Below are 22,597 nucleotides of genomic sequence, written 5' to 3'. Positions count from 1 at the left end.
CATCAGAGCCGCTCAGGCGTCCGGATGCCCAGCAGTTCCATGCCCCGGTGCAGCGTGCGGGCCGTGACGTCGCAGAGGAACAGGCGGTTCTCGGTCTGCTCCGGCGTCTCGGCCTTCAGGACCGGGCACTTGTCGTAGAACGTCGTGTACAGCGACGCCAGCTGGTACAGGTACGCCGTCAGCTTGTGCGGGGCGTACTCGCTCGCCGCCTCCGCGACCGTCGCCGCGAACGAGTCCGCGTGCAGGCCCAGCGCACGCTCCGCCTCGTGCAGCTCCAGCTCGGGGTGCGCGGCCGGGCGGGAGGCGCCGGCCTTGCGCAGGATCGACTGGATACGGGCGTAGGCGTACTGGAGGTAGACGGAGGTGTCGCCGTTGAGCGAGACCATCTGGTCCAGGTCGAACTTGTAGTCGCGGTTCGCGGACGTCGACAGGTCCGCGTACTTCACCGCGCCGATGCCCACCTGGGTGCCGCGCTCGGCGATCTCCGCCTCGGAGAGGTCCTGGGCCTTCTCCCGGACCACCGCGGAGGCGCGGTCGATCGCCTCGTCGAGGAGGTCGACCAGGCGGACCGTCTCGCCCTCACGGGTCTTGAACGGCTTGCCGTCCTTGCCGAGGACCGTGCCGAAGGCGAGCTGGACCGCCTCGACGTCGTCGTTCAGCCAGCCGGCGCGGCGGGCCGTCTCGAAGACCATCTTGAAGTGCAGCGACTGGCGGGCGTCCACGACGTAGAGGAGCGTGTTCGCCTTGAGACGGAAGACGCGGTCGCGGATCGCCGAGAGGTCGGTCGCCGCGTAGCCGTAGCCGCCGTCCGACTTCTGCACGATCAGCGGGACCGGGTTGCCGTCCGGGCCCTTGACGTCGTCGAAGAAGACACACAGGGCGCCCTCGGAGCGGACCGCGACGCCCGACTCCTCCAGGAGGCGGCAGGTCTCGGCGAGCATGTCGTTGTAACCCGACTCGCCGACGATGTCCGCGTCACGGATCTCCATGTCGAGCTTCTCGAAGACGGAGAAGAAGTAGATCTTCGACTCGTCGACGAACTTCTGCCACATGGCCAGCGTCTGCGGGTCGCCCGCCTGGAGGTCCACCACCCGGCGCCGGGCACGGGTCTTGAACTCCTCGTCGGCGTCGAACAGCTTGCGGGCGGCCTTGTAGAGGCGGTCGAGATTCGACATCGCCTCCTCGCCGGAGACCTCGTCGGCCTTGTGGTCCAGCTCGTGCGGGTGCTCCTCCAGGTACTGGATGAGCATGCCGAACTGGGTGCCCCAGTCGCCGATGTGGTGACGCCGGACCACGTGCTCGCCGGTGAACTCCAGCAGCTGCACCACCGCGTCGCCGATGACCGCGGAGCGCAGGTGACCGACGTGCATCTCCTTCGCCACGTTCGGCTGGGCGTAGTCGATGACCGTGGTGCCCGGCTGCTCGGCCTGCGGCACGCCGAGGCGGCCGGTGTCGTCCGCGTAGCGCGCGGCGAGGTTCCGGGTGATCGCGCGGTCGGTGAGGGTGATGTTGAGGAAGCCGGGGCCGGAGACCTCGACGTCCTTGATCAGCTCACCCGACTCGACCCGGGAGACGACCTGCGTGGCCAGCTCGCGCGGGTTGGCCTTCTCCTTCTTGGCGAGGGCCAGGATCCCGTTGGCCTGGAAGTCGGCCCGGTCGCTTCGTCGCAGCAGCGGGTCCGCGGAGCCGGCCTGCGGCAGAGCCGCCGACAGGGCCGCCGCGAGACGCTGGTGGACGGAGTCGCTGAGGGACGTGACCGAGGCCATAGGTAAGGGTGCCGTTCTCCTCGAGGGAATCGATAGACACAGTCAGTATTCCATGAGGGTAAAGCCGTTTTTCCGGGCGCAACCCGGTCTGGGACAATGGTGCGGTCAGCCGTGCGACCGTACCGGCTGCCCGATGCAGAAAGAAGGACGTGCCGATCGTGGCTCAGAGCACCGAGACCACCGACTGGGTCTCCCGTTTCGCGGATGAGGTCATCGAGGAGTCGGAGCGCCGGGCCCCGGGCAAACCCGTCGTCGTCGCGTCCGGTCTCTCACCGTCCGGCCCCATCCACCTCGGCAACCTGCGTGAGGTCATGACCCCGCACCTCGTCGCCGACGAGATCCGCCGCCGGGGCCGCCAGGTGCGGCACCTGATCTCCTGGGACGACTACGACCGCTACCGCAAGGTGCCGGCCGGTGTCCCCGGTGTCGACAAGTCGTGGGCCGAGCACATCGGCAAGCCACTGACGTCCGTCCCGGCGCCGAAGGGCTCCTCGCACGCGAACTGGGCCGAGCACTTCAAGGCCGCGATGATCGAGTCACTGGCCGAGCTGGGCGTGCAGTTCGACGGGATCAGCCAGACCGAGCAGTACACCTCCGGGGTGTACCGCGAGCAGATCCTGCACGCCATCAAGCACCGCGGCGACATCGACGCGATCCTCGGCCAGTACCGCACGAAGAAGGCCCCGGCCAAGAAGCAGCAGGGGCAGAAGCCGGTCGACGAGGCCGAGCTGGAGGCCGCCGAGGGCTCCGGCGCGGCCGGTGAGGACGACGGCAGCTCCGGCACCGCCGGGTACTTCCCGTACAAGCCGTACTGCGGCAACTGCGAGAAGGACCTCACCACTGTCACGTCCTACGACGACGGCTCCACCGAGCTGACGTACGCCTGCACCGCGTGCGGCTTCTCGGAGACGGTCCGGCTGAGCGAGTTCAACCGCGGCAAGCTGGTCTGGAAGGTCGACTGGCCGATGCGGTGGGCGTACGAGGGGGTCGTGTTCGAGCCCTCCGGTGTCGACCACTCCTCGCCGGGGTCGTCGTTCCAGGTAGGCGGGCAGATCGTCGGGATCTTCGGCGGGAAGCAGCCCATCGGGCCGATGTACGCGTTCGTCGGCATCTCCGGCATGGCGAAGATGTCCTCCTCCAAGGGCGGCGTGCCCACCCCGGCCGACGCCCTGCAGATCATGGAGCCGCAGCTGCTGCGCTGGCTGTACGCGCGCCGCAGGCCCAACCAGTCCTTCAAGGTCGCCTTCGACCAGGAGATCCAGCGGCTCTACGACGAGTGGGACCGGCTGGACGCCAAGGTCGCCGACGGCAGCGCCCTGCCGGCCGACGTGGCCGCGCACGCGCGTGCGGTCGGTACGGCGGCCGGCGCACTGCCGCGGACGCCCCGGCCGTTGCCGTACCGGACGCTGGCGTCCGTCGCGGACATCACCGCCGGGCACGAGGACCAGGCCCTGCGCATCCTCAGCGAGCTCGACCCGGAGCAGCCGCTGACCTCGCTCGACGAGGCGCGCCCGCGCTACGACAAGGCCGAGGCCTGGATCAACACGCACGTCCCCGCCGACCAGCGGACCATCGTGCGGGACGAGCCGGACGCCGAACTGCTGAAGTCGCTCGACGAGCAGGGCCGCGCGTCGCTGCGGCTGCTGCTCGACGGGCTGGCCGGCCACTGGTCGCTGGACGGTCTGACGCACCTCGTCTACGGCGTGCCGAAGGTCCAGGCCGGGTTCTCCGCCGACGCCACGCCCAAGGAGCTGCCGCCGGAGATCAAGACCTCCCAGCGGTCGTTCTTCGCGCTGCTGTACCACCTGCTGGTGGGCCGGGACACCGGGCCGCGGCTGCCCACGCTGCTGCTGGCGGTGGGGCAGGAGCGGGTGCGGTCCCTGCTCGGGGAGTAGCCGCCGGTGTGAAGGAAGGGGCCCTGTCCGCGGGGCCCCTTCCTCATGCGATGTGCTCTTCTTCCAGTTCCTTGTAATGGCGGCTGCTGAAGCGGTCGACCATGCGCTTGGCTTCCGTGGTGTCCACGTGGATGCCGTATTCCGCTTCCAGGTTGTCGACGAGCTGGTTCGGGGTGGGGTAGCTGCCGTTGATCGACTGCTTGAAGACCTGGTAGTAGGACTCCTCGTCCGGCTCGGAGGCAGGCTCGGAGGTCGACGGGGTGCCGCCGCCTTCGCCGAGTTCGCGGGTGCGGTTGGGGCCGACCGGGATGGGGAAGCTGCCGGTGTCCTCCGGGGAGGGCTCCGGCCCGTACCGCCGCTGGTACTGCTCGGCCTCTTGTTCTTCCGCGATCCACTGGGCGTACCGCTCGGGGTCGTAGGCCGGGTCGTAGCCGCCCTGGTACGCGACCTCACGAGGGGCGTTGAACCAGGGGCTCTGCTCCGGTCCCGGTTCGGGCTCGTAGCCGAACCGGTCTGCCTCGGGGCCGCCGTCGAGCTCCCGGCGCTCGCCGCCGGGCGCCGCTTGCCGGGGGACGGGCACCGCCCCGGCGCCGCGACCGCCCGCAGCTGCATCGGCCGCCGCATCGGCCGCTGGAGCGGCCGCGTCCAGGGCCTGCCGCGGCGCCGGCGGGATCAGCGCGGGCTCGATACCCGCCGCCGCCAGGCCCGCCGGGGCCGTCTCCGCCAGCGGAACCCCGTACTTCGCCAGCCGCAGCGGCATCAAGGACTCCACCGGAGCCTTGCGCCGCCACGCCCGCCCGAACCGCGACCGCAGCCGCGCCTGGTAGACGAGACGTTCCTGCTCCAGCTTGATGACCTGGTCGTAGGAGCGGAGCTCCCACAGCTTCATACGGCGCCAGAGGAGGAACGTGGGGACGGGGGAGAGGAGCCAGCGGGTGAGGCGGACGCCCTCCATGTGCTTGTCGGCCGTGATGTCGGCGATGCGACCGATCGCGTGCCGGGCCGCCTCGACCGAGACCACGAACAGGATCGGGATCACCCCGTGCATGCCCACGCCGAGCGGATCCGGCCAAGCGGCCGCGCCGTTGAAGGCGATCGTCGCCGCCGTCAGCAGCCAGGCCGTCTGACGCAGCAGGGGGAACGGGATCCTGATCCAGGTGAGGAGCAGATCCAGGGCCAGCAGCACGCAGATACCCGCGTCGATGCCGATCGGGAAGACGTAGGAGAAGTTCCCGAAGCCCTTCTGGAGGGCCAACTCGCGGACCGCCGCGTACGAACCGGCGAAGCCGATGCCGGCGATGATCACGGCACCGGCCACGACCACGCCGATGAGAACGCGGTGCATCCGAGTCAGCTGCAGTGGCGCGGCCACCCGTACTCCCCTCCCCTTGCATGTTGTTGCGCGCAACAGGGTGGCACATGTGTGCGGAAGACGGGTGGCCGGTTCCCGTAGGGACGGTTCAGCTCTTCGACGCGGGCTTCTTCGACGGCGAGGCCGAGGAGTCCTTCGAGGACCCGTCCGACGCCCCCTGGGAAGGCGACTTCGACGCGGACTTGGACGGGGTGCCGCCCGCCTTGCCGCCGCCCTTGCCGTTCGCCTCGGACACCGCGTCCACCGCTTCCTTGACGGCCTTCTTCGCGTCCTTCAGCAGGTCGTCGCCGCTCGGCGTCTTGTCACCGGCCAGGCCGGCGCCGTTGTAGTCGAGCGTGACCACGACGTTCTCGACGCGCGCCACGATCGTCTGCTGCTTGAAGGTGCCTTCCTTCTTCTTCAGGTCGTAGCGCACGGCCGTCGCCTGATCGCCCGTACCGGCCACCGGCTCCGTCTTGACGCTCTTCGCGCCCTCGACGCCCTGGGCCTCCTGCACCTGCTTCTCGAAGTACTCCCGGGCCAGCTTGTCGGCCGCACCACGGGTGACGTCCGACTCGAAGCGCAGCATCGACACGTTCAGCCAGCGGAACTGCGAGCCCTTCACACCGTTGTTGTCGAGGCTGTTCCAGGAGCAGCTGCCCCGGGTCGAGATATCGTCCGACTTGCCCTCCTTGCCGGACTTGCTCTTCGGAACGAGGTCCTCCAGCGTCTTCTTCGAGAGCGCCTTACAGGGCTCCGGAAGCTTGCCGTACGCCGCCGCCTGCACGGTCGGTGACGGACTCGCGGACGCCGACGCGGCAGCCTTCGCGGCCTTGTCCGTGCTGTCGCCGGAGCCGGAGTCCGAGGAGCAGCCGGCGGCGACCAGCATCACGGGGACGGCGGCCGCGCAGACAAGGACGCGGTTGCGGCGCTTCGCTCGCTGGTCTCGCCCCCAGCGCCTGGACGGCCTGGGAGGTGCCCCCACTTCTCGCTGTGCTCGTCGCTGCATGGTTCCTTCACTCATGACGCTCGTGGTTCCCTGCGGTCGGAACGGGTCCGAGTGGTCACCGTACGCGGTGAGGCAACCGTGTGTTCTTCCTTCGCGTGCTTTGCGGGCACGCGTGAAGGGGCCGTGAAGGGGCCTCATTCGCCCAGCGAATCCGCCAGCTGTGAGGCCAGTTTCTGCGCCCTGTCCTGCATTTCCTTGCTGTCCGGCACGACGCCGACGGTCGTCGGCTGCTCCGCGTACTCGATGGTCACGATGACGTTGGACGTGCGGAACGCCACAGTCACCGTCCGCTGCTTGGCCGTCGAACCGGAGCTGCTCAGTCCGTCGTCGAGGAAGGCCTCGTCGCCGAGGTCCTCCAGTACCCGGGGCTGCAGTTCGGTCGGGGCCGCGGAGGGCGACGTCGAGGGCGAGGACGAGCCGGACGGGGACGGGGAGCCGCTCGGGGATGCGGCCGAACCGCTCGCCGGGGCGCTGCCGGAGGCCGCCGTCACGGTGGCGGTCGGCTCGGGCAGGTGGGCCGACGCCTCCTGCTCCGCGAAGAGCTGCTCGGCCTGGCTGTCGTCGCTGACGGTGTTGTCGTAGGAGACGACCCGCTCGAAATCGATCATCAGATGGTCGGTGGCCGCCAGGGAGTCCACCTTCCAGCGGCAGCCGACCTTGCGGTCGGTGTCGAAGGTGCTCGTCGGCTCGCCCTCGTAGGCCTTCTCGCGCTGCTCCTCGTCGCTGATCTGCCGGATGCCGGGGAGGAGTTCGGCGAGCGTGCTCTCGCCGACCTCGGCGCAGGGGTCGGGGAGCGTACGGTAGCGGCCGGGCTCGGCGGCGGGCGAAGCCGTGCTGGCGCCGCCCGGGTTGGAGTCGTCCGTCGAGCCGCCGTCGCCCGAGCTGCCGGTGCAGCCGGCCAGTACCGCCGCGAGGAGCACGGCGATACCGGGTACACACGCCTTCCGTTGCACGTGGTGGCTCCTCTCGACACGGATATTGGCTTGCCGCCGCAGGGCGGGCGATGAACACAATGTGTATCGCACGCACTGCCGTGAACGCCGGTCCGATTTCCTTTTCGTCGACCTTGGCTCCGGTATTTGCTGTTGAAGACTTCTGTTCACTTGCGGGGGATTGAGGGCGTTATGTCGTATGTAGAGATACCGGGTGCGAAGGTACCGATCCGGATGTGGACCGACCCGGCCTCGGTCGAGGACTCGGCGCTCCGGCAGCTCCAGAACGTCGCCACGCTTCCGTGGATCAAGGGCCTGGCGGTCATGCCCGACGTGCACTACGGCAAGGGCGCGACGGTCGGCTCGGTCATCGCGATGCGGGGTGCGGTGTGCCCGGCGGCGGTGGGTGTCGACATCGGCTGCGGAATGTCCGCGGTGAAGACGTCCCTGACGGCGAACGACCTGCCCGGCGATCTGTCCCGGCTGCGGTCGGGGATCGAGCGGGTGATTCCGGTGGGGCGGGGGATGCATGACGAGCCCGTGGATCCGGCGCGGTTCCACGGAGTGGCCACCGCCGGGTGGGACGGTTTCTGGGGGCGGTTCGACGGGGTGGCGGAAGCGGTCAAGTTCCGTCAGGAGCGTGCCACAAAGCAGATGGGGACGCTCGGCGGCGGGAATCACTTCGTCGAGGTGTGTACCGATACGACCGGTTCTGTCTGGCTGATGCTGCACTCCGGTTCCCGGAACATCGGCAAGGAACTGGCCGAGCATCACATCGGCGTGGCCCAGAAGCTCCCGCACAACCAGGACCTGGTCGACCGCGACCTCGCGGTGTTCGTCGCGGACACCCCGCAGATGGCGGCGTACCGCAACGACCTGTTCTGGGCGCAGGAGTACGCGAAGCACAACCGCTCGATCATGATGGCGCTCCTGAAGGACGTGATCCGCAAGGAGTTCAAGAAGGCCAAGCCGGTCTTCGAGCCGGAGATCAGCGCGCACCACAACTACGTGGCCGAGGAGCGCTACGACGGGATGGACCTGCTCGTGACCCGCAAGGGCGCGATCCGGGCCGGCTCCGGTGAGTACGGGATCATCCCGGGCTCGATGGGCACGGGTTCGTACATCGTGAAGGGCCTCGGCAACGCCAAGTCCTTCAACTCGGCCTCGCACGGCGCGGGCCGGCGCATGAGCCGCAACGCGGCGAAGCGCCGTTTCTCGACCAAGGACCTGGAGGAGCAGACGCGGGGCGTGGAGTGCCGCAAGGACTCCGGCGTAGTGGACGAGATCCCGGGCGCCTACAAGCCCATCGAGCAGGTCATCGACCAGCAGCGGGACCTGGTGGAGGTCGTGGCGAAGCTGAAGCAGGTCGTGTGCGTGAAGGGTTAGCGGGACCGGGGGGTGAGGTGACACGCTCCTCGCCTCCGGCTACTTCGGGGCGTGCATCACCGCGTAGATCATGACGAACGCCACGATGTGGATGCCGAACAGGAAATAGGCGAGCCACCACCACATGTGGCGTTCGTCCTTCGTTTCCTGGGCGAGGCGCCGCTGTTCCCGCTCTCGTTCCCGATCCTGTTCGGCGTCCGGCATCAGAGGTCCCGGTGCACCTTCGTGTTCGACGCCTGGGCGCGGGGGCGGAGGACCAGGAGGTCCACGTTGACGTGGGCGGGGCGGGTGACCGCCCAGGTGATCGTTTCGGCGACGTCGTCGGCGGTGAGGGGGTCGGTGACGCCCTGGTAGACCTTGGCCGCCTTGTCCTCGTCGCCGCCGAAGCGGGTCAGGGCGAACTCGTCCGTCTTGACCATGCCGGGAGCGATCTCGATGACGCGGACCGGCTGTCCGACGATCTCCAGGCGCAGGGTCTCGGCGAGGACGTGGGCGCCGTGCTTGGCGGCGACGTAGCCCCCGCCGCCCTCGTAGGTGCCGTGGCCGGCGGTGGAGGAGACGACCACGACCGTGCCGTCGCCGCTCGCGATCAGCTTGGGCAGCAGGGCCTGGGTGAGGTTGAGGGTGCCGATGACGTTCGTCTCGTACATCTGGCGCCAGTCGGCCGGGTCGCCGGTCGCGACCGGGTCGGCGCCGAGCGCGCCGCCCGCGTTGTTGACCAGCACACCGATCGTCTTGAACGCCGTGGCGAACTCGTCGACCGCCGCGCGGTCGGTGACGTCGAGGGCGTACGCCGTGGCCTGGTGGCCCGCCTTGGTGATCTCCTCCGCCAGGGCCTCGATACGGTCCTTGCGGCGCGCGGTGAGGACGACGCGGTAGCCCGCCGCGGCGAGCTGCCGGGCCGTCGCGGCGCCGATCCCGCTGCTCGCACCCGTGACGACGGCGATGCGGGAGGCTGCGGGCGGGGCTGCGGTGGCCATGGGGTGCTCCTCGGGTCCTCGGGCGTGGGCGGGTCCGGCGTCTGCGTCGGGCTTGCGGCCAGGATAAGTGGGCCCTTCGGTGGGAGAATGAGGCTGGGTGGTCCCCCGTTCTCCTGGAGGTGGATCATGGGCGAGGCACGTGAGGTCATGGACCGGCTCACGGACGCGGTCACCGCACACACCGATCTGAAGGTCCTGGGTGAGCTGTACGCCGAGGACGCGGTCGCCTTCACCCCCGACGAGGGCGAGCTGCGCGGGCGCGACGCGATCGTCGAGTACTGGCGGTCGATGACCGAGGCGGTTCCCGGGGCGACGTTCGAGGTGCTGCACTCCTACGAGGCCGGTGACACGGCCATCGACGAGGGGGTCTACCACGGGCGGAACACCGGGCCGCTGGAGCTGTCCAACGGGGAGACGCTGCCGCCGACGCAGAAGGAGGTCCGGATCCGCGGGGTGGACATCGCCACGGTGAAGGACGGGCGGATCGTCGACTACCGGCTGTACTTCGACGAGATGGACTTCCTCGGGCAGTTGGGGTTGCTGCCCGACGAGCCGTTCTGAGGTCTCCGAGGGGTCCGGTCAGTTTCCCCGCGGGGCGTACATGATGACGGCCATGCCCGCGAGGCAGATCAGTGCGCCCGTGATGTCCCAGCGGTCCGGGCGGTAGCCGTCCGCGACCACGCCCCACAGGATCGAACCGGCGACGAAGATCCCGCCGTACGCGGCGAGGACGCGGCCGAAGTGGGCGTCGGGCTGGAAGGTCACGACGAAGCCGTAGGCGCCGAGTGCGAGGACGCCGCCGGCCGCCCAGAGCCAGCCCTTGTTCTCGCGCACGCCCTGCCAGACGAGCCAGGCGCCGCCGATCTCGAGGAGGGCGGCGAGAACGAAGAGGGCGGCGGAGCGGAGCACGGACATGGCGGTCAGCTTCGCATGCCCTCGCCGTGCCGGCGGTGTCGGTCGTCGACAGGATCGGCGGCGTAGCGTTCGCGGGCCTCTTCACCCTCTCGGGGTGGTTCTCCGTCGGGTGCTTCACGGCGGTCGGCGGCAGGGCGGACGTGAGGGCTACGCTCCCCGGTGTCCGGCCCGGGCCTCCGCGGCGTACGCCGTGGGGGGCACCCCCACCGTCGTCGTGAAGTCCCGTACCAGGTGGGCCTGGTCGGCGTAGCCGAGGTCGGCGGCGAGGGCGGCCCAGTCGATGTCGGTGCGGGTGCCGGCCTGTTCCAGGGCCTCGTGCATGCGGTAGCGGAGGATGACCCACTTGGGGCTCACGCCCACGTAGGCGGAGAACAGCCGTTGCAGGGCACGCACCGACAGGCCCCGGGTGTGGGCGAAGTCGCCGACGCGGAGCACGGTGCGGTCGGTGCGGATGCGCCGGACGAGCTCGGTCGCGAGGTCGGCCTGCGGGTCCGGGGCGCAGGGCAGGGAGAGCAGGAAGGCGTCGAGGGCGGCCACCCGGGCGCGGTCGTCGGCGCCGGTGACGACCGTGCGGGCGGTGTCACCGGTGATCTGCGGGAACACCTCCCGGGCCGGCAGCGCCCGGCCCGTCCACCGGGAGACGGGCACCTCGGGGGTGTACGGCCGGAAGCCGCCGGGACGGAACTTCGCCCCGCAGACGCGGCCCCGCCCGGTCAGTTTCCTGGTGTACAGGCCCAGTGCGACGCCGGTGACCTCGGCGTACGGGGATGCGTCCGCCTCGTCGGACTCGTCCCACTGGAAGGTGAGGTTGACGGCGGGGTGCGGGACGACGTGGGAGGCGTACGGTGCGGGCAGGTCCCAGTCGATCAGCCAGTACCACTCGACGTACCGGCGCAGCGGCTCGGCGGGCTCGTGGCGGCGGAATCGCACGCGGTCCAGCAGCCCGGACGGGTCGACGATCCCGCGGGTGTCGTCGTGGGGTGCCTCCATGGCCGGATCGTACGTCGCGTTTCTTCAAGAAGGGCGGGCTTGGGTCTGTCTACGGTCGGGGTCATGGACACGAACGCGGTGAGGACCTACGGCATCGGTGAGCTGCTCGCCAGGGCGGGGGAGCGGGCGGTGCCGGTGGTGCGGGGCATTCCGGACGCGGCGCTCGCCGCTCGAACGCCCTGTGCCGAGTACGACGTGCGGGCCCTGGTCGATCACCTCTTCCAGGTGATCGTGCAGTTCCAGCGGCTGGCGGTGAAGGAGGCGTCGGACTTCGGCGAGACGGCCGGTGTGGTCGCCGAGGACCCGGGGTGGCGCGAGCGGTTCGCGCGGGAGGCGGACCGGCTGGTGGCGGCCTGGTCCGCGCCCGGTGCCGAGGAGGGCACGACCGGGGGGATGGGCATGCCCGCGCGGCTGGTCGGCTCGATGGCGCTGCTGGATCTGACGGTGCACGTGTGGGACCTGGCGCGGGCGACGGGCCAGGACTTCCCGGGTGCCGACGAGGCGGTCGTGGCGGAGCTGGCCGGGGCGGTGGACGAGCTGGCGCCGACGGCCCGGAGGATGGGCGTGTTCGGGGAGCCGGTGCCGCCGGCCGAGGGTGCGTCGGCGTTCGAGCGGCTGCTCGCGCTGACCGGCAGGGACCCCGCCTGGGAACAGCCCCGCGGGGGTCGCCGTTCTGCCAGTATGGTTGAACGGTAAACAACCTGGAGGGTGAGCGACCATGCAGTTCGGGATCTTCAGCGTCGGCGACGTCACGCCCGACCCCACCACCGGCCGGACGCCGACCGAGCGCGAGCGGATCAAGGCCATGGTGGCCATCGCGCTGAAGGCCGAGGAGGTGGGGCTCGACGTCTTCGCGACCGGCGAGCACCACAACCCGCCGTTCGTGCCCTCGTCGCCGACCACGCTGCTCGGCCACGTCGCCGCCCGCACCGAGCGGCTGATCCTCTCCACGGCCACGACCCTGATCACCACCAACGACCCGGTGAAGATCGCCGAGGACTTCGCCATGCTCCAGCACCTGGCCGACGGCCGGGTGGACCTGATGCTGGGGCGCGGGAACACCGCCCCGGTCTACCCCTGGTTCGGTCAGGACATCCGGCAGGGCATCAACCTCGCCGTCGAGAACTACGCCCTCCTGCACCGGCTGTGGCGGGAGGACGTCGTCGACTGGGAGGGCACGTTCCGTACGCCCCTGCAGGGCTTCACCGCCACGCCCCGCCCGCTGGACGGCGTACCGCCGTTCGTCTGGCACGGCTCGATCCGCTCCCCGGAGATCGCCGAGCAGGCCGCGTTCTACGGCGACGGCTTCTTCCACAACAACATCTTCTGGCCGGCCGACCACACCAAGCGCATGGTCGAGCTGTACCGGACGCGGTACGCCCACCACGGGCACGGCTCGCCCGAGCAGGCGATCGTCGGGCTCGGCGGGCATGTGTTCATGCGGAGGAACGCGCAGGACGCCGTGCGCGAGTTCCGGCCGTACTTCGACGTCGCGCCGGTGTACGGGCACGGGCCGTCGCTGGAGGACTTCATGGACCAGACACCCCTGACGGTCGGCTCCCCGCAGCAGGTCATCGAGAAGACGCTGGCCTTCCGCGAGTACGCCGGCGACTACCAGCGCCAGCTGTTCCTGGTCGACCACGCCGGGCTGCCGCTGAAGACCGTGCTGGAGCAGATCGACCTGCTGGGCGAGGAGGTCGTGCCGGTGCTCCGCAAGGAGTTCGCCGTGGACCGCCCGGCGAACGTGCCGGACGCCCCGACGCACGCCGCCCGGCTCGCCCGCGGCCGAGGGTGAGGGGACGGCAGGGCCCGGCTCCACGGTCGCCCGGCCCCTGGTGAGAGGGCAGTAAGAACGACGCCCCGGCGCAGCGCATCCGGCCTGGGGCGCCGGGCGGCTTGGCACACTGGACGCGTGCCCCACACCGTGCTGCTCGCCGAAGACGACCGCGCCATCCGCAACGCCCTGGAGCGTGCCCTGACCCTGGAGGGCTACCAGGTCATGGCGGTCGCCGACGGTGTCGAGGCGCTGGCGCAGGCCCACCGCAACCGTCCGGACGTGCTCGTCCTGGACGTGATGATGCCCGGCATCGACGGGCTCCAGGTCTGCCGGGTGCTGCGCGCCGAGGGCGACCGGACGCCGGTGCTGATGCTCACCGCCCTCGTGGAGACCGCCGACCGGATCGCCGGCCTGGACGCGGGCGCCGACGACTACGTCGTGAAGCCCTTCGACGTGGAGGAGGTCTTCGCCCGGCTGCGCGCCCTGCTGCGCCGCACCGGCTCGGTGAACGCCGGCGGCGCACCGGCGGCCGAGGCGCCCAAGCCGCTCCCGGAGCGGTTCATCGAGGCCGCCGCCATCCGCGTGGACCCGCAGGCGCGCCGGGCCTGGCGGGGCGCGCGCGAGCTGGAACTGACCCGCACCGAATTCGAGCTGCTGGAACTGCTCGTCCGCAACGCGGGCATCGTCCTCGACCACTCGACGATCTACGACCGCATCTGGGGCTACGACTTCGGGCCCGGTTCGAAGAACCTCGCCGTCTACGTCGGCTATCTGCGCCGCAAGCTCGACGAGCCGGACGCGCCGCAGCTGATCCACACGGTCCGGGGCGTGGGTTACGTACTGCGGGAGGACTGAGTGGGCCGCCTGCGCGGGCTGCTCCACGGGCGGCGGCCGAAGCTGGTCTCGCTGCGCACCACGTTCGCGGTGTCGTTCGCGGCGGTGACGGCGGCCGTGACGATCCTCGTCGGCATCCTCTCGTACAGTGCCGCCGCGCGGCTGGTGCGGGTGGACCAGCAGACGGTGTTCGACGAGGTCGTGCAGGATCTGCGGGGCGAGGTGCGGCAGAACCACATGACGCCCGGCGACTTCTCGTCCGCCGCGCCGGGCCACGACCTGGTACGGCCGGCCCGGACGGACGTGCAGGTGCTCGGCCCGGACGGGCACGTCGTCGACCCGGGCAGTCCGGGGCTGCCGGTCACCGGCGCCGACACGCGGATCGCCGCCGCGGCCTCGTCCGGGGAGGTGGTCGAGCACAAGGACGTCGACGTGGGCGACGACGTCTACCGCGTCGCCACCGTCTCCCTCGGCGGCGGCCGGGGCGCGGTGCAGGTCGCGCAGGAGTTCAGCGACGTCGAGGATCTGCTGCGGGCACTCCAGCAGCGGACGCTGCTGCTGATGGCCGCCGTGGTGGTCGGCGCCGGGCTGTTCGGCTGGTGGCTGGCCCGGCGGATCACGCGCCGCCTGGTCGTGCTGACCGACGCCGCCGAGGACGTCGCCCGCACCCGCCGGCTGGGCATCCAGGTGCCCGTGGCCGGTCATGACGAGGTGGGCCGCCTCGGCCGGGCCTTCGACCGCATGCTGGGCCGGCTCGCGCAGTCCGAGGAGGACCAGCGCCGCCTGGTCCAGGACGCGGGCCACGAGCTGCGCACGCCGCTCACCTCGCTGCGTACGAACATCTCCCTGCTGCGCCGGATCGGCGAACTCCCTCCAAAGGCCCGCGAGGAACTGGTCGCCGACCTGGGTCAGGAGGCCCGGGAGCTGACCGACCTGGTCAACGAGCTGGTGGATCTCGCGGCCGGGCAGTCCGGCACCGAGCCGCCGCGGCGGGTGGACATCGCGGACATCGCCGAGGAGGTGGCGGGGACGGCCCGGCGCCGCAGCGGCCGGGAGATCCTGCTGCGCGCGAGCGGCGACACCACGACCGACGGGCGGCCCGCGATGCTGAGCCGGGCGCTGTCCAACCTCGTCGAGAACGCGGTGAAGTTCGACCAGGGCGGCCGGGCCCCCATCGAGATCGTCGTCTCGGGGCCCGCCCGGCCCGGCACGATCCGGGTCGAGATCCTCGACCGCGGCCCGGGTATCGCCGACGGTGACCTCACCCGGGTCTTCGACCGCTTCTACCGGGCCGCCGACGCCCGCTCCCTGCCGGGTTCCGGCCTGGGCCTGTCCATCGTCCGCGAGGTGGCCCTCGCCCACGGGGGAGCGCCGTTCGCGTTCCGGCGGGACGGGGGCGGGACGGTGACCGGGTTCACGGTGGGCGGGGGGCTCGACTGACGCGGTGGGCCGGACGTCAGACGGCCAGCCACACCGCCTGGTCCGGCCCCAGCCGCCCGTTCCTGAGCGGGCCGCTGGACAGCAGCAGCGAGGAGTGGGACGGCAGCTCGTACGGCTCGGCCGACAGGTTCACCACGCAGACGAAGCCGGGCTCCCGCCGGAAGGCCAGGACCCCTTCGGGGGCGTCCAGCCAGGTCATCGAGCCGTCGCCGAGGGCGGGGTGGTCACGGCGGGTGTGCAGAGCCGCCCGGTAGAGCTCCAGCATGGAGGTCGTGTCATCCGTCTGGGCCGCCACGCTGAGACCGCCCCAGCCGGCGGGCTGCGGCAGCCAGGGCTCGCCCGTCGCGCCCTCGGGGCTGAAGCCGAACGCCGTCCCGCCGGCGGTCCACGGGATCGGGACGCGGCAGCCGTCGCGGCCGCGCTCGGTGTGGCCGGAGCGCTCCCAGGTGGGGTCCTGGAGAACGGACTCGGGCAGGTCCTCGACCTCGGGCAGGCCCAGTTCCTCGCCCTGGTAGACGTAGGCGCCGCCGGGCAGGGCCAGCATGAGCAGGGCGGCGGCCCGGGCCCGCCGGGTGCCGAGTCCGAGGTCCAGGGGGCCGTCGGGTCGGTAGCTCTCGTTGGCCACCCAGCGCCTGACCGTCCGGCGGCCGTAGCGGCTGGGGTGGCGCATGACGTCGTGGTTGGACAGGACCCAGGTGGCCGGCGCGCCCACCGCCCCGAGCATGCCGAGGGAGCCGTCGATGACCGCCCGCAGGTCCTTCGGGTCCCAGCTCGCCATGAGGAAATCGAAGTTGAAGGCTGTGTGCAGGCCGTCCCGGCGCACGTACGCCGCCAGCCGCTCGGGCGTGTCCGCCCACGCCTCGGCGACGAAGGAGCGGTCGCCGGGGAACTCGTCGGCGACCTTGCGCCAGGACCGGTAGATCTCGTGCACCTCGTCCCGGTCCCAGTGCGGATGGTCGACGTGCTGCCAGGGCTGCCCGTCGTCCGGATCCCGGCGGGGCGGCAGGTCGGGCAGCTCCGGGTGCTTGATCAGACCGTGGGCGACGTCGATGCGGAAACCGTCGACGCCCCGGCTGAACCAGAACCGCAGGACCGACTCGAACTCCTCCCGCACCTGGGGGTGCTGCCAGTTCAGGTCGGGCTGCTCGGGTGCGAACAGGTGCAGGTACCACTCCCCGTCGGGCAGCCGGGTCCAGGCCGGGCCGCCGAAGCAGGACACCCAGTCGTTCGGCGGTGCGGAGCCGTCCGGTCCGCGCCCGGCGCGGAAGACGTAGCGCTCACGCTCCGGGCTGCCCGGGCCCGCCGTCAACGCCGCCCGGAACCAGGCGTGCTGGTCGGAGGTGTGGTTGGGCACGATGTCGGGGATCACCCGGATCCCGTGCCCGTGCGCCTCCTCGATGAGCCGCTCGGCGTCGGCCAGGGTGCCGAAGAGCGGGTCGATCTCGCGGAAGTCGGCGACATCGTAACCGTGGTCGGCCATGGGCGACTTGTACCAGGGGTTGATCCAGATGGCGTCCACGCCCAGCGACTTCAGATACGGCAGGCGGGAGCGGAGGCCGGCGATGTCGCCGACGCCGTCGCCGTTCCCGTCGGCGAAGCTGCGGATGTAGACCTGGTAGATGACGGCACTGCGCCACCAGGGTGCGGTGGGGGACAAGGAAAGGCTCCTTCTGTAGGACTACTTGGCCGCGCCGGCGGTGAGCCCGGCGACGATCCGGCGCTGGAAGAGCAGCACCATGACCACCAGCGGGACGGTGACCAGAACACCCGCGGCCATCTGGCTGCCGAACGGGGTCTCGTACGTCGTCGCGCCGGTGAACTTGGAGATGGCGACCGTGGCGGTCTGCATGCCGGGCTTGTTGGTCATCGACAGGGCGATGAGGAACTCGTTCCAGGCGGCGATGAACGTGATGATCGCGGTGGTGAAGATGCCCGGCGCGGCCAGCGGCACGATGACCTTGCGGAAGGCCTGGCCGCGGGTGCAGCCGTCGACCATCGCGGCGTGCTCCAGCTCGTCCGGCATCTGCCGGAAGAACGTGGTCAGGTTCCACACCGCCAGCGGCAGCGCGAAGGACATGCTCGGCACGATCATCGACTGGTAGGTGTTGATCCAGCCGATGTCCGTGAACAGTTTCAGCAGCGGCACCACGATCGACACCACCGGGAACATCGAGGTGGCGATGATCAGCGTCAGGATGAGCCGCTTGAAGCGGAACTCCAGCCGGGCCATCGCGTACGCCGTGAACGTGGCGAGCGCGAGCGCCAGCACGGTCGTGGTCCCGGCGACGATCAGACTGTTGAGCAGCGCGCGCCCGAAGCCCTGCGCGGGGTCGAACACGGCACGGTAGTTCTCGAAGGACAGCGTGGACGGGATCAGCGAGGTGTCGAAGATGTCGCTCGTGCGCCGGAGGCTGGAGACCAGCATCCAGTAGAACGGGGCCAGGCAGTACGCCACCACCGCGACGACCCCCGCGAACACGAGGCCGCCCCGCCATTTCGCCGTGCTCGTCGTCATGCCGTCACCTCCCCGCGGCGGAACGGGCCGCGGCGCCGGCGACCGCCGGAGCCGCCTCCGCCCCCGACCAGATCGGCGCCGAGCAACCGCACGAACGCCAGCGCGATCAGGAAGACGTAGAGGAAGAGGATCACCGCGTACGCGGAGGCCGGTCCGAAGCGGACGTTGGACGCCTCGTTCTGCGCGAGCATCGACAGCGTCTCCACCGAGTGCTTCTGCGCGCCGATGAGGATGTAGGGCAGGTCGAACATCCGCAGCGCGTCCATGCAGCGGAACAGCACGGCCACCAGCAGCGCGGGTTTCACCAGGGGCAGGGTGATGTGCCAGAACCGGCGCACCGAGCGCGCCCCGTCCATGCGGGCCGCTTCGTAGACCTCCTTCGGGATCACCTGGAGTCCGGCCAGCACCAGCAGCCCGATGAACGGCGCGGTCTTCCACACCTCCGCGACGATGACGGCGACCTTGGCGTGGATCCCCTCCGTGGTCCACAGGATCTGCTGCCCGAGCAGCGCGTTGGCGACGCCGTCGCTGTTGAAGATCCACCGCCACAGCAGCCCGGAGATGGCCGTCGGCACCGCCCAGGGCACCAGGATCCCGGCCCGCACCAGCCCCCGGCCCTTGAACGCCTTGTGCATGATCAGCGCCATGGCCACGCCGATCACCGTCTCCAGACCGACGGTGACGACGGTGAAGAACGTGGTGTTCCAGAAGGCGTTCCAGAACCGCGCTCCGGCCTCGCCGAAGATCTCGGCGTAGTTCCCCAGCCCGACGAACGGCTCGGTGTCGCTGATGAACCCGGTCGCCGGGTCCAGGCCCTTCGCCCCGTACAGCGACTCCTTGAGCGCCATCAGGGTCGGGTAGAGCACGACGACCGCCAGTACCAGCAGGGTGGGGGAGACGAGCAGTACGGACAGCCGCCCGGCACCGGCGGTCGCCCGCCCCCGCCGCGGCGGCGGCTGAACCCCCGTGGGGACCTCGGCCCGTGCCGCCTCCTCGCTCAAGACCCCGGCCCTCACTGCGCCACGGCCTTCCGCAGCGCCTCTTGCAGGTCCTTCAGCGCCTGGGCACTGCTCTTGCCCCCGTTCAGGACGGCGTACGCCTCCTGCTGGACCGCGGCGGTGACATCGCCGTACGGCACCACCCGGGGACGCGGGACGGCCCGCAGGATGGACTCCTTGAGTACCGGCAGATACGGGTACTGCCCGATGAGCTCCCGGTCGTCGTAGAGGGAGGCGTACGGCGGGGCCAGGGAGGCGCTCTCCAGCAGGGTCCGGGTGTTCTTCTCGCTCGTCATGAACTCGATGAAGTCCAGGGCCGTCGCCTTGTTCTTCGCCGACGAGGACACGGCCATGTTGTGGCCGCCGAGGCTGGAGGAGCCGGGCCCGTTCAGACCGGGCAGGGGCGCGACCCCGTACTTGCCCTTGATGCCGCTCTTCTGTGCCAGGGAGTACACGTACGGCCAGTTGCGGTGGAAGACCAGCTTGCCGGACTGGAAGGCCTGCCGGCCGTCCTCCTCCTGGTAGGTGACGGCCTCCTTCGGGATCGTTCCGTCCTTGAAGGAACGGGCGAGGAAGTCCAGGCCCTTCCTGGCTTCGGGGGTGTCGACGTCCGGCTTGCCGCTCGCGTCGGTGACGGTGCCGCCCGCGGAGTTCACCGCCTCGGCGAAGTTCACCGTCAGGCCCTCGTACTTCTGGAACTGCCCGGCGTAGCAGGACATGCTCTTGGCCTCGGGGAGCTTCTTCACCTCGGCGCAGGCGGCGGTCATCTCCGCCCAGGTCCTGGGGGGCTGGGCGACTCCGGCCTTCTTCAGCAGATCGGTGCGGTAGTAGAGCATGCCGCCGTCCGAGCTGGCCGGTACCGCGTACAGCCCGCCCCGGTACCGCGCGGTCTCCACCACCGGCTTCAGCATCTTCCCCAGCGGGAACCGCTCGCCGGGCAGTGGGTCGATCCATTGGTGGGCGGCGAACTCCGAGGTCCACACGACGTCGAGGGACAGCACCGTGTAGGCGTCGGACTTCGTCTCCGCGTTCTGGATCATCTGCTGCCGCTGGGCGTCCGCGTCGGTCGGCAACTGGATGAAGGTGACCTTCTCCTTGGGGTGTGCCTCGTTCCAGCGGTCGAGCATCGGCTGGACGGTGCCGGTGGTGTCCTTGCCGGCCACGTACGTGATGGGGCCGCGCCCCTCGAACGCCGGGGTACCGGATGGCCCGGAGCTGCCGCCGGAGGAGCCGCAGGCGGTGAGGAGGAGCCCGGAGGCGGCGATCGCGGCTGCTCTGCTGGTGGTTCTGGTCGTCACTGTCTCTCCTGGTCGTGCGGAACCGGGTTCAGGGCTTGTGAGACTGCGTTGTCACGGATGAAGGGGAGTAAAACCGCAGGTCATAGGCGAGGATGCGGACCTGACGGTTAGGCCCCGGGGACTGCCGGGACAACGCTTGCAAGCTAGGGGCGTGCTGGGGTGAAGTCAATGCGTTACCTGTGGGTAATGGGCTGACCGGCAGGGTCCTCATGGGATGAAAGCGCTGTCACGGTCCTGGCTCGGAGAGCGCATCCCTGTGCTAACGTCCGGCCCATGCCTCCAGCCCAACAGCGGCACCCCACGATGGCCGACGTCGCCGAACGGGCCGGGGTCTCCACCTCCACCGTCTCCCGCACGCTGCGCGGTCTGTCCACGGTCTCGCCGGAGGTGCGCGCCCGAGTCGAGAAGGCCGCGCGTGAGCTCGAGTTCGCCGTGTCACGTCAGGCGGCAAGCCTCGTCACGGGCAGGACCGGGACGGTCGCGGTGATGGTCCCGACGCTCAACTCGTGGTTCATGGGCTCCGCCCTGTCCAGCCTGGCCCCGCTGCTGCGGGCGGCGGGCCTGCAGCTGAACGTCTACGAGATCCCGGACCTGGCCGAGCGCACGTCGTTCTTCGAGCACCTCCCGGCCCGCCGCAACGCCGACGCCCTCCTGGTGTTCTCCTTCGACCTCACCGACGAGGAGACGGCCCGGCTGGACGACCTGGGCATGCCGGTGATCTACGTCAGCCAGCACGTCGAGGGACGCCCGAGCGTCTACGCCGACGACGTCGTCGGCGCCCTGCACGGCACCCGGCACCTGCTCAACCTCGGCCACCGCCGCATCGCCTTCGTCCTGACCGAGGGCGCGAGCGGCTTCACCTTCAGCTCCAACGAACGGCTGCTGGGCTACCAGCAGGCACTCACCGAAGCGGGGGTGCCGCTCGACGACGACCTGGTGGTGTCCACGCGGGTCGGCAGCAAGCGGGCGGCTGCCGAGTCCCTCGGCACGCTGCTCAGCCTGCGCGAGCCGCCCACCGCCGTCTTCGCCGAGCAGGACGAGGTCGCGGTCGCCCTCGTCTGGAACCTCCGCAAGACACAGATCGCGGTGCCCGAGCGCGTCTCGGTCCTCGGCTTCGACGACCAGCCGCTGGCGGACTGGTTCGACCTGTCGACGGTGGCGCAGTCTCCGTCGGAGATGGGCCGGCTGGCCGGGGACCTGGCCCTGAAGCTCATTGACGACTCGGACGGCGACCACGAACGCCACATCGTCCTGCCGACGCATGTGATCCCCCGGGGCACGACGGCTCCGGTGGCCGCGACGACGGTGGCGACGGCGAGTGCGACGGCGCCCGCGACCACGGCTGCGACCGCGCCCGCGACCACGGCTGCGACCGCGCCCGGGACCACGGCGGTTACCGCACCCGCGACCACGGCTGCGACTCGTCCGGCGGATCAGCCCGCAGGGCCCGCGGGGGCCGCGGGTTCCACGAGTTCGGCGGGTTCGGCAAGTTCGGAGGGTTCCGCGAGGGAGTAGAACCGGATCGGGGAGTTCGGCTCGAACCCGATCCGCGGATACACGGGCGCTCCGGCGGCGGTCGCGTGCAGCGTCGCCCGGGTCAGCCCGGTGGCGCGGGCCCCCTCATGCAGCGCCTTGCGCGTCACGGCCTCGCCGTACCCGTGCCGCTCCCACGCCGGATCGGTGGCGACGAGCACGACGAAGAGCCTCCCGTCCGCCTCGACGGTGGCGGCGCAGGTCACGGGGACCCCGTCCCGCAGCCCCAGATACGCGAACACCCGGCTCTTCCAGAGCGAGGACCCGGCGAGTCCGTCCCGCCCGTCCTCCAGCGGAAACCCGTAGGCACGCGCGTTGATGTCCGCGTAGGCCCGCAGCAGTTCGTCGTCACTGACGCGCGCGAAGGTCAGCTCGGGGTGGACGGGCTCGGGAACCGGCAGCAGATCTCCCGCCATGCCGGTACCGGGAAAGGCGTAGGCGAGCCCCGCTGCCCCGGCGGCCTCTCCGAGGACGGCACGAGCCTCGTCGTCGAGCAGGTCCTCGAAGACCCACAGAAACCCGGGGCGGGACTTCGACCGCATGATCCCGGCGGCCTGGCCCAGCCGCTGCCTCAGCGACCCGGCGTCCGCGCCGACGTCGGTCAGGGTCACGCAGTTCCAGAAGGCGAACCGGCAGTCGGCCCACCGCACGGCGACACCCGGCAGGTCCCGCACATCGGCCCGCGGATCCCGGTCGAGCACCATGAGCCGCCAGACCGCGGCGAGTTGCTCCATCGATTCGACCGACTCCGTGAGATCACGCACCAGGTCCCCCTCAGTTCACCGACCGCCACCGCACTCGTACTGCCCGTCGGGCGGGCGGCTCATCCCACCCGCCGGGAGGCCGGAGGGGACCGGCTCGGACCGGCGGGCGACCGGACCCCGGCACCTGAAGGGCCCTGCCGGAAAGGTGACCGAGAAGATCGCGGACGGCGAGAAGTCCCACCCGGTGGTGAAGCCGGCCAAGGGCCCGATTAGC

21 protein-coding genes are annotated in these 22,597 nt (G+C 70.7%); 8 read left to right on the top strand and 13 right to left on the bottom strand.

Going from position 1 to position 22,597, the window contains the following annotated elements:
- Positions 1–2 precede the first annotated feature (2 nt).
- Positions 3–1,766, bottom strand: a complete 1,764-nt coding sequence (gene argS / locus ACFU3E_RS03865) for an arginine--tRNA ligase (protein WP_384151500.1) — start codon at positions 1,764–1,766, stop codon at positions 3–5.
- A 149-nt stretch (positions 1,767–1,915) separates the two neighbouring features.
- On the opposite strand from argS, the gene lysS reads away from it, so the two are divergent.
- Positions 1,916–3,661 carry a lysine--tRNA ligase gene (gene lysS / locus ACFU3E_RS03860; RefSeq protein ID WP_384151497.1) on the top strand — a complete coding sequence of 582 codons (1,746 nt, stop codon included), beginning with the start codon at positions 1,916–1,918 and terminating at the stop codon, positions 3,659–3,661.
- A gap of 43 nt (positions 3,662–3,704) precedes the next feature.
- Here lysS and ACFU3E_RS03855 read toward each other — a convergent pair whose 3' ends face one another.
- From ACFU3E_RS03855 to ACFU3E_RS03845, 3 genes are all read right to left on the bottom strand, one after another.
- Positions 3,705–5,033 carry a DUF2637 domain-containing protein gene (locus ACFU3E_RS03855; RefSeq protein ID WP_384151494.1) on the bottom strand — a complete coding sequence of 443 codons (1,329 nt, stop codon included), beginning with the start codon at positions 5,031–5,033 and terminating at the stop codon, positions 3,705–3,707.
- A gap of 88 nt (positions 5,034–5,121) precedes the next feature.
- The gene (locus tag ACFU3E_RS03850) at positions 5,122–6,036 is read right to left on the bottom strand and encodes a DUF3558 family protein (RefSeq protein ID WP_384151491.1); all 915 of its coding nucleotides are present in this window, start codon (positions 6,034–6,036) and stop codon (positions 5,122–5,124) included.
- A 119-nt stretch (positions 6,037–6,155) separates the two neighbouring features.
- Positions 6,156–6,974 (bottom strand): DUF3558 domain-containing protein, encoded by an 819-nt coding sequence (locus ACFU3E_RS03845; protein WP_384151488.1) that lies wholly within the window; start codon positions 6,972–6,974, stop codon positions 6,156–6,158.
- A gap of 171 nt (positions 6,975–7,145) precedes the next feature.
- Here ACFU3E_RS03845 and ACFU3E_RS03840 point away from each other — a divergent pair, with 171 nt between their 5' ends.
- Entirely contained in the window at positions 7,146–8,339 is a 1,194-nt protein-coding gene (locus ACFU3E_RS03840; RefSeq protein WP_384151485.1) for an RtcB family protein, read from the top strand.
- A 39-nt stretch (positions 8,340–8,378) separates the two neighbouring features.
- Here the strand turns inward: ACFU3E_RS03840 and ACFU3E_RS03835 are convergent, their stop codons facing one another.
- Both ACFU3E_RS03835 and ACFU3E_RS03830 read right to left on the bottom strand, forming a co-directional pair.
- Positions 8,379–8,543 (bottom strand): hypothetical protein, encoded by a 165-nt coding sequence (locus ACFU3E_RS03835; RefSeq protein ID WP_384151482.1) that lies wholly within the window; start codon positions 8,541–8,543, stop codon positions 8,379–8,381.
- Positions 8,543–9,319, bottom strand: a complete 777-nt coding sequence (locus ACFU3E_RS03830; RefSeq protein ID WP_384151479.1) for an SDR family NAD(P)-dependent oxidoreductase — start codon at positions 9,317–9,319, stop codon at positions 8,543–8,545. The genes ACFU3E_RS03835 and ACFU3E_RS03830 overlap by 1 nt, the downstream gene beginning before the upstream one ends.
- A gap of 126 nt (positions 9,320–9,445) precedes the next feature.
- Between ACFU3E_RS03830 and ACFU3E_RS03825 the strand changes: the two genes are divergently transcribed.
- The gene (locus ACFU3E_RS03825; protein WP_384151476.1) at positions 9,446–9,880 is read left to right on the top strand and encodes an ester cyclase; all 435 of its coding nucleotides are present in this window, start codon (positions 9,446–9,448) and stop codon (positions 9,878–9,880) included.
- A gap of 18 nt (positions 9,881–9,898) precedes the next feature.
- Here ACFU3E_RS03825 and ACFU3E_RS03820 read toward each other — a convergent pair whose 3' ends face one another.
- Positions 9,899–10,234, bottom strand: coding sequence for a YnfA family protein (locus ACFU3E_RS03820; RefSeq protein ID WP_384151473.1), 336 nt, complete (start codon positions 10,232–10,234; stop codon positions 9,899–9,901).
- Positions 10,235–10,381: 147 nt separating this feature from the next.
- Positions 10,382–11,224, bottom strand: coding sequence for a DUF6597 domain-containing transcriptional factor (locus ACFU3E_RS03815; RefSeq protein WP_384151470.1), 843 nt, complete (start codon positions 11,222–11,224; stop codon positions 10,382–10,384).
- A 63-nt stretch (positions 11,225–11,287) separates the two neighbouring features.
- On the opposite strand from ACFU3E_RS03815, the gene ACFU3E_RS03810 reads away from it, so the two are divergent.
- From ACFU3E_RS03810 to ACFU3E_RS03795, 4 genes are all read left to right on the top strand, one after another.
- Complete coding sequence (locus ACFU3E_RS03810) at positions 11,288–11,920, top strand: TIGR03086 family metal-binding protein (protein WP_384151467.1); 633 nt, start codon at positions 11,288–11,290, stop codon at positions 11,918–11,920.
- 22 nt (positions 11,921–11,942) lie between these two features.
- Positions 11,943–13,019, top strand: coding sequence for an LLM class flavin-dependent oxidoreductase (locus ACFU3E_RS03805; protein ID WP_384151464.1), 1,077 nt, complete (start codon positions 11,943–11,945; stop codon positions 13,017–13,019).
- Positions 13,020–13,136: 117 nt separating this feature from the next.
- A complete protein-coding gene (locus ACFU3E_RS03800; RefSeq protein ID WP_384151461.1) occupies positions 13,137–13,856 on the top strand; it encodes a response regulator transcription factor in 720 nt (239 codons plus the stop codon).
- Positions 13,857–15,275, top strand: coding sequence for an ATP-binding protein (locus tag ACFU3E_RS03795; protein WP_384151458.1), 1,419 nt, complete (start codon positions 13,857–13,859; stop codon positions 15,273–15,275).
- Positions 15,276–15,291: 16 nt separating this feature from the next.
- Here ACFU3E_RS03795 and ACFU3E_RS03790 read toward each other — a convergent pair whose 3' ends face one another.
- From ACFU3E_RS03790 to ACFU3E_RS03775, 4 genes are read right to left on the bottom strand one after another with little or no spacing between them, the layout of a single operon-like run.
- Positions 15,292–16,932, bottom strand: a complete 1,641-nt coding sequence (locus ACFU3E_RS03790) for an alpha-amylase family glycosyl hydrolase (protein WP_384151455.1) — start codon at positions 16,930–16,932, stop codon at positions 15,292–15,294.
- A 21-nt stretch (positions 16,933–16,953) separates the two neighbouring features.
- Positions 16,954–17,790, bottom strand: a complete 837-nt coding sequence (locus tag ACFU3E_RS03785; protein WP_384151452.1) for a carbohydrate ABC transporter permease — start codon at positions 17,788–17,790, stop codon at positions 16,954–16,956.
- The gene (locus ACFU3E_RS03780) at positions 17,787–18,791 is read right to left on the bottom strand and encodes a carbohydrate ABC transporter permease (protein WP_384151449.1); all 1,005 of its coding nucleotides are present in this window, start codon (positions 18,789–18,791) and stop codon (positions 17,787–17,789) included. The genes ACFU3E_RS03785 and ACFU3E_RS03780 overlap by 4 nt, the downstream gene beginning before the upstream one ends.
- Before the next feature lie 11 nt (positions 18,792–18,802).
- On the bottom strand, positions 18,803–20,086 hold the full coding sequence (locus ACFU3E_RS03775; RefSeq protein ID WP_384151446.1) for an ABC transporter substrate-binding protein: 1,284 nt from the start codon (positions 20,084–20,086) through the stop codon (positions 18,803–18,805).
- A 273-nt stretch (positions 20,087–20,359) separates the two neighbouring features.
- Between ACFU3E_RS03775 and ACFU3E_RS03770 the strand changes: the two genes are divergently transcribed.
- The gene (locus ACFU3E_RS03770; RefSeq protein ID WP_384151443.1) at positions 20,360–21,601 is read left to right on the top strand and encodes a LacI family DNA-binding transcriptional regulator; all 1,242 of its coding nucleotides are present in this window, start codon (positions 20,360–20,362) and stop codon (positions 21,599–21,601) included.
- Here the strand turns inward: ACFU3E_RS03770 and ACFU3E_RS03765 are convergent.
- On the bottom strand, positions 21,520–22,383 hold the full coding sequence (locus tag ACFU3E_RS03765) for a GNAT family N-acetyltransferase (RefSeq protein WP_384151439.1): 864 nt from the start codon (positions 22,381–22,383) through the stop codon (positions 21,520–21,522). The two genes, ACFU3E_RS03770 and ACFU3E_RS03765, sit on opposite strands and share 82 nt — an antisense overlap.
- Positions 22,384–22,597 lie beyond the last annotated feature (214 nt).

It is taken from the genome of Streptomyces sp. NPDC057424 (genome assembly GCF_042803315.1).
GTDB lineage: Bacteria > Actinomycetota > Actinomycetes > Streptomycetales > Streptomycetaceae > Streptomyces.
The sequence above is the reverse complement of the archived record's forward strand: the minus strand, read 5'-3'. Positions and strand labels throughout refer to the sequence as shown.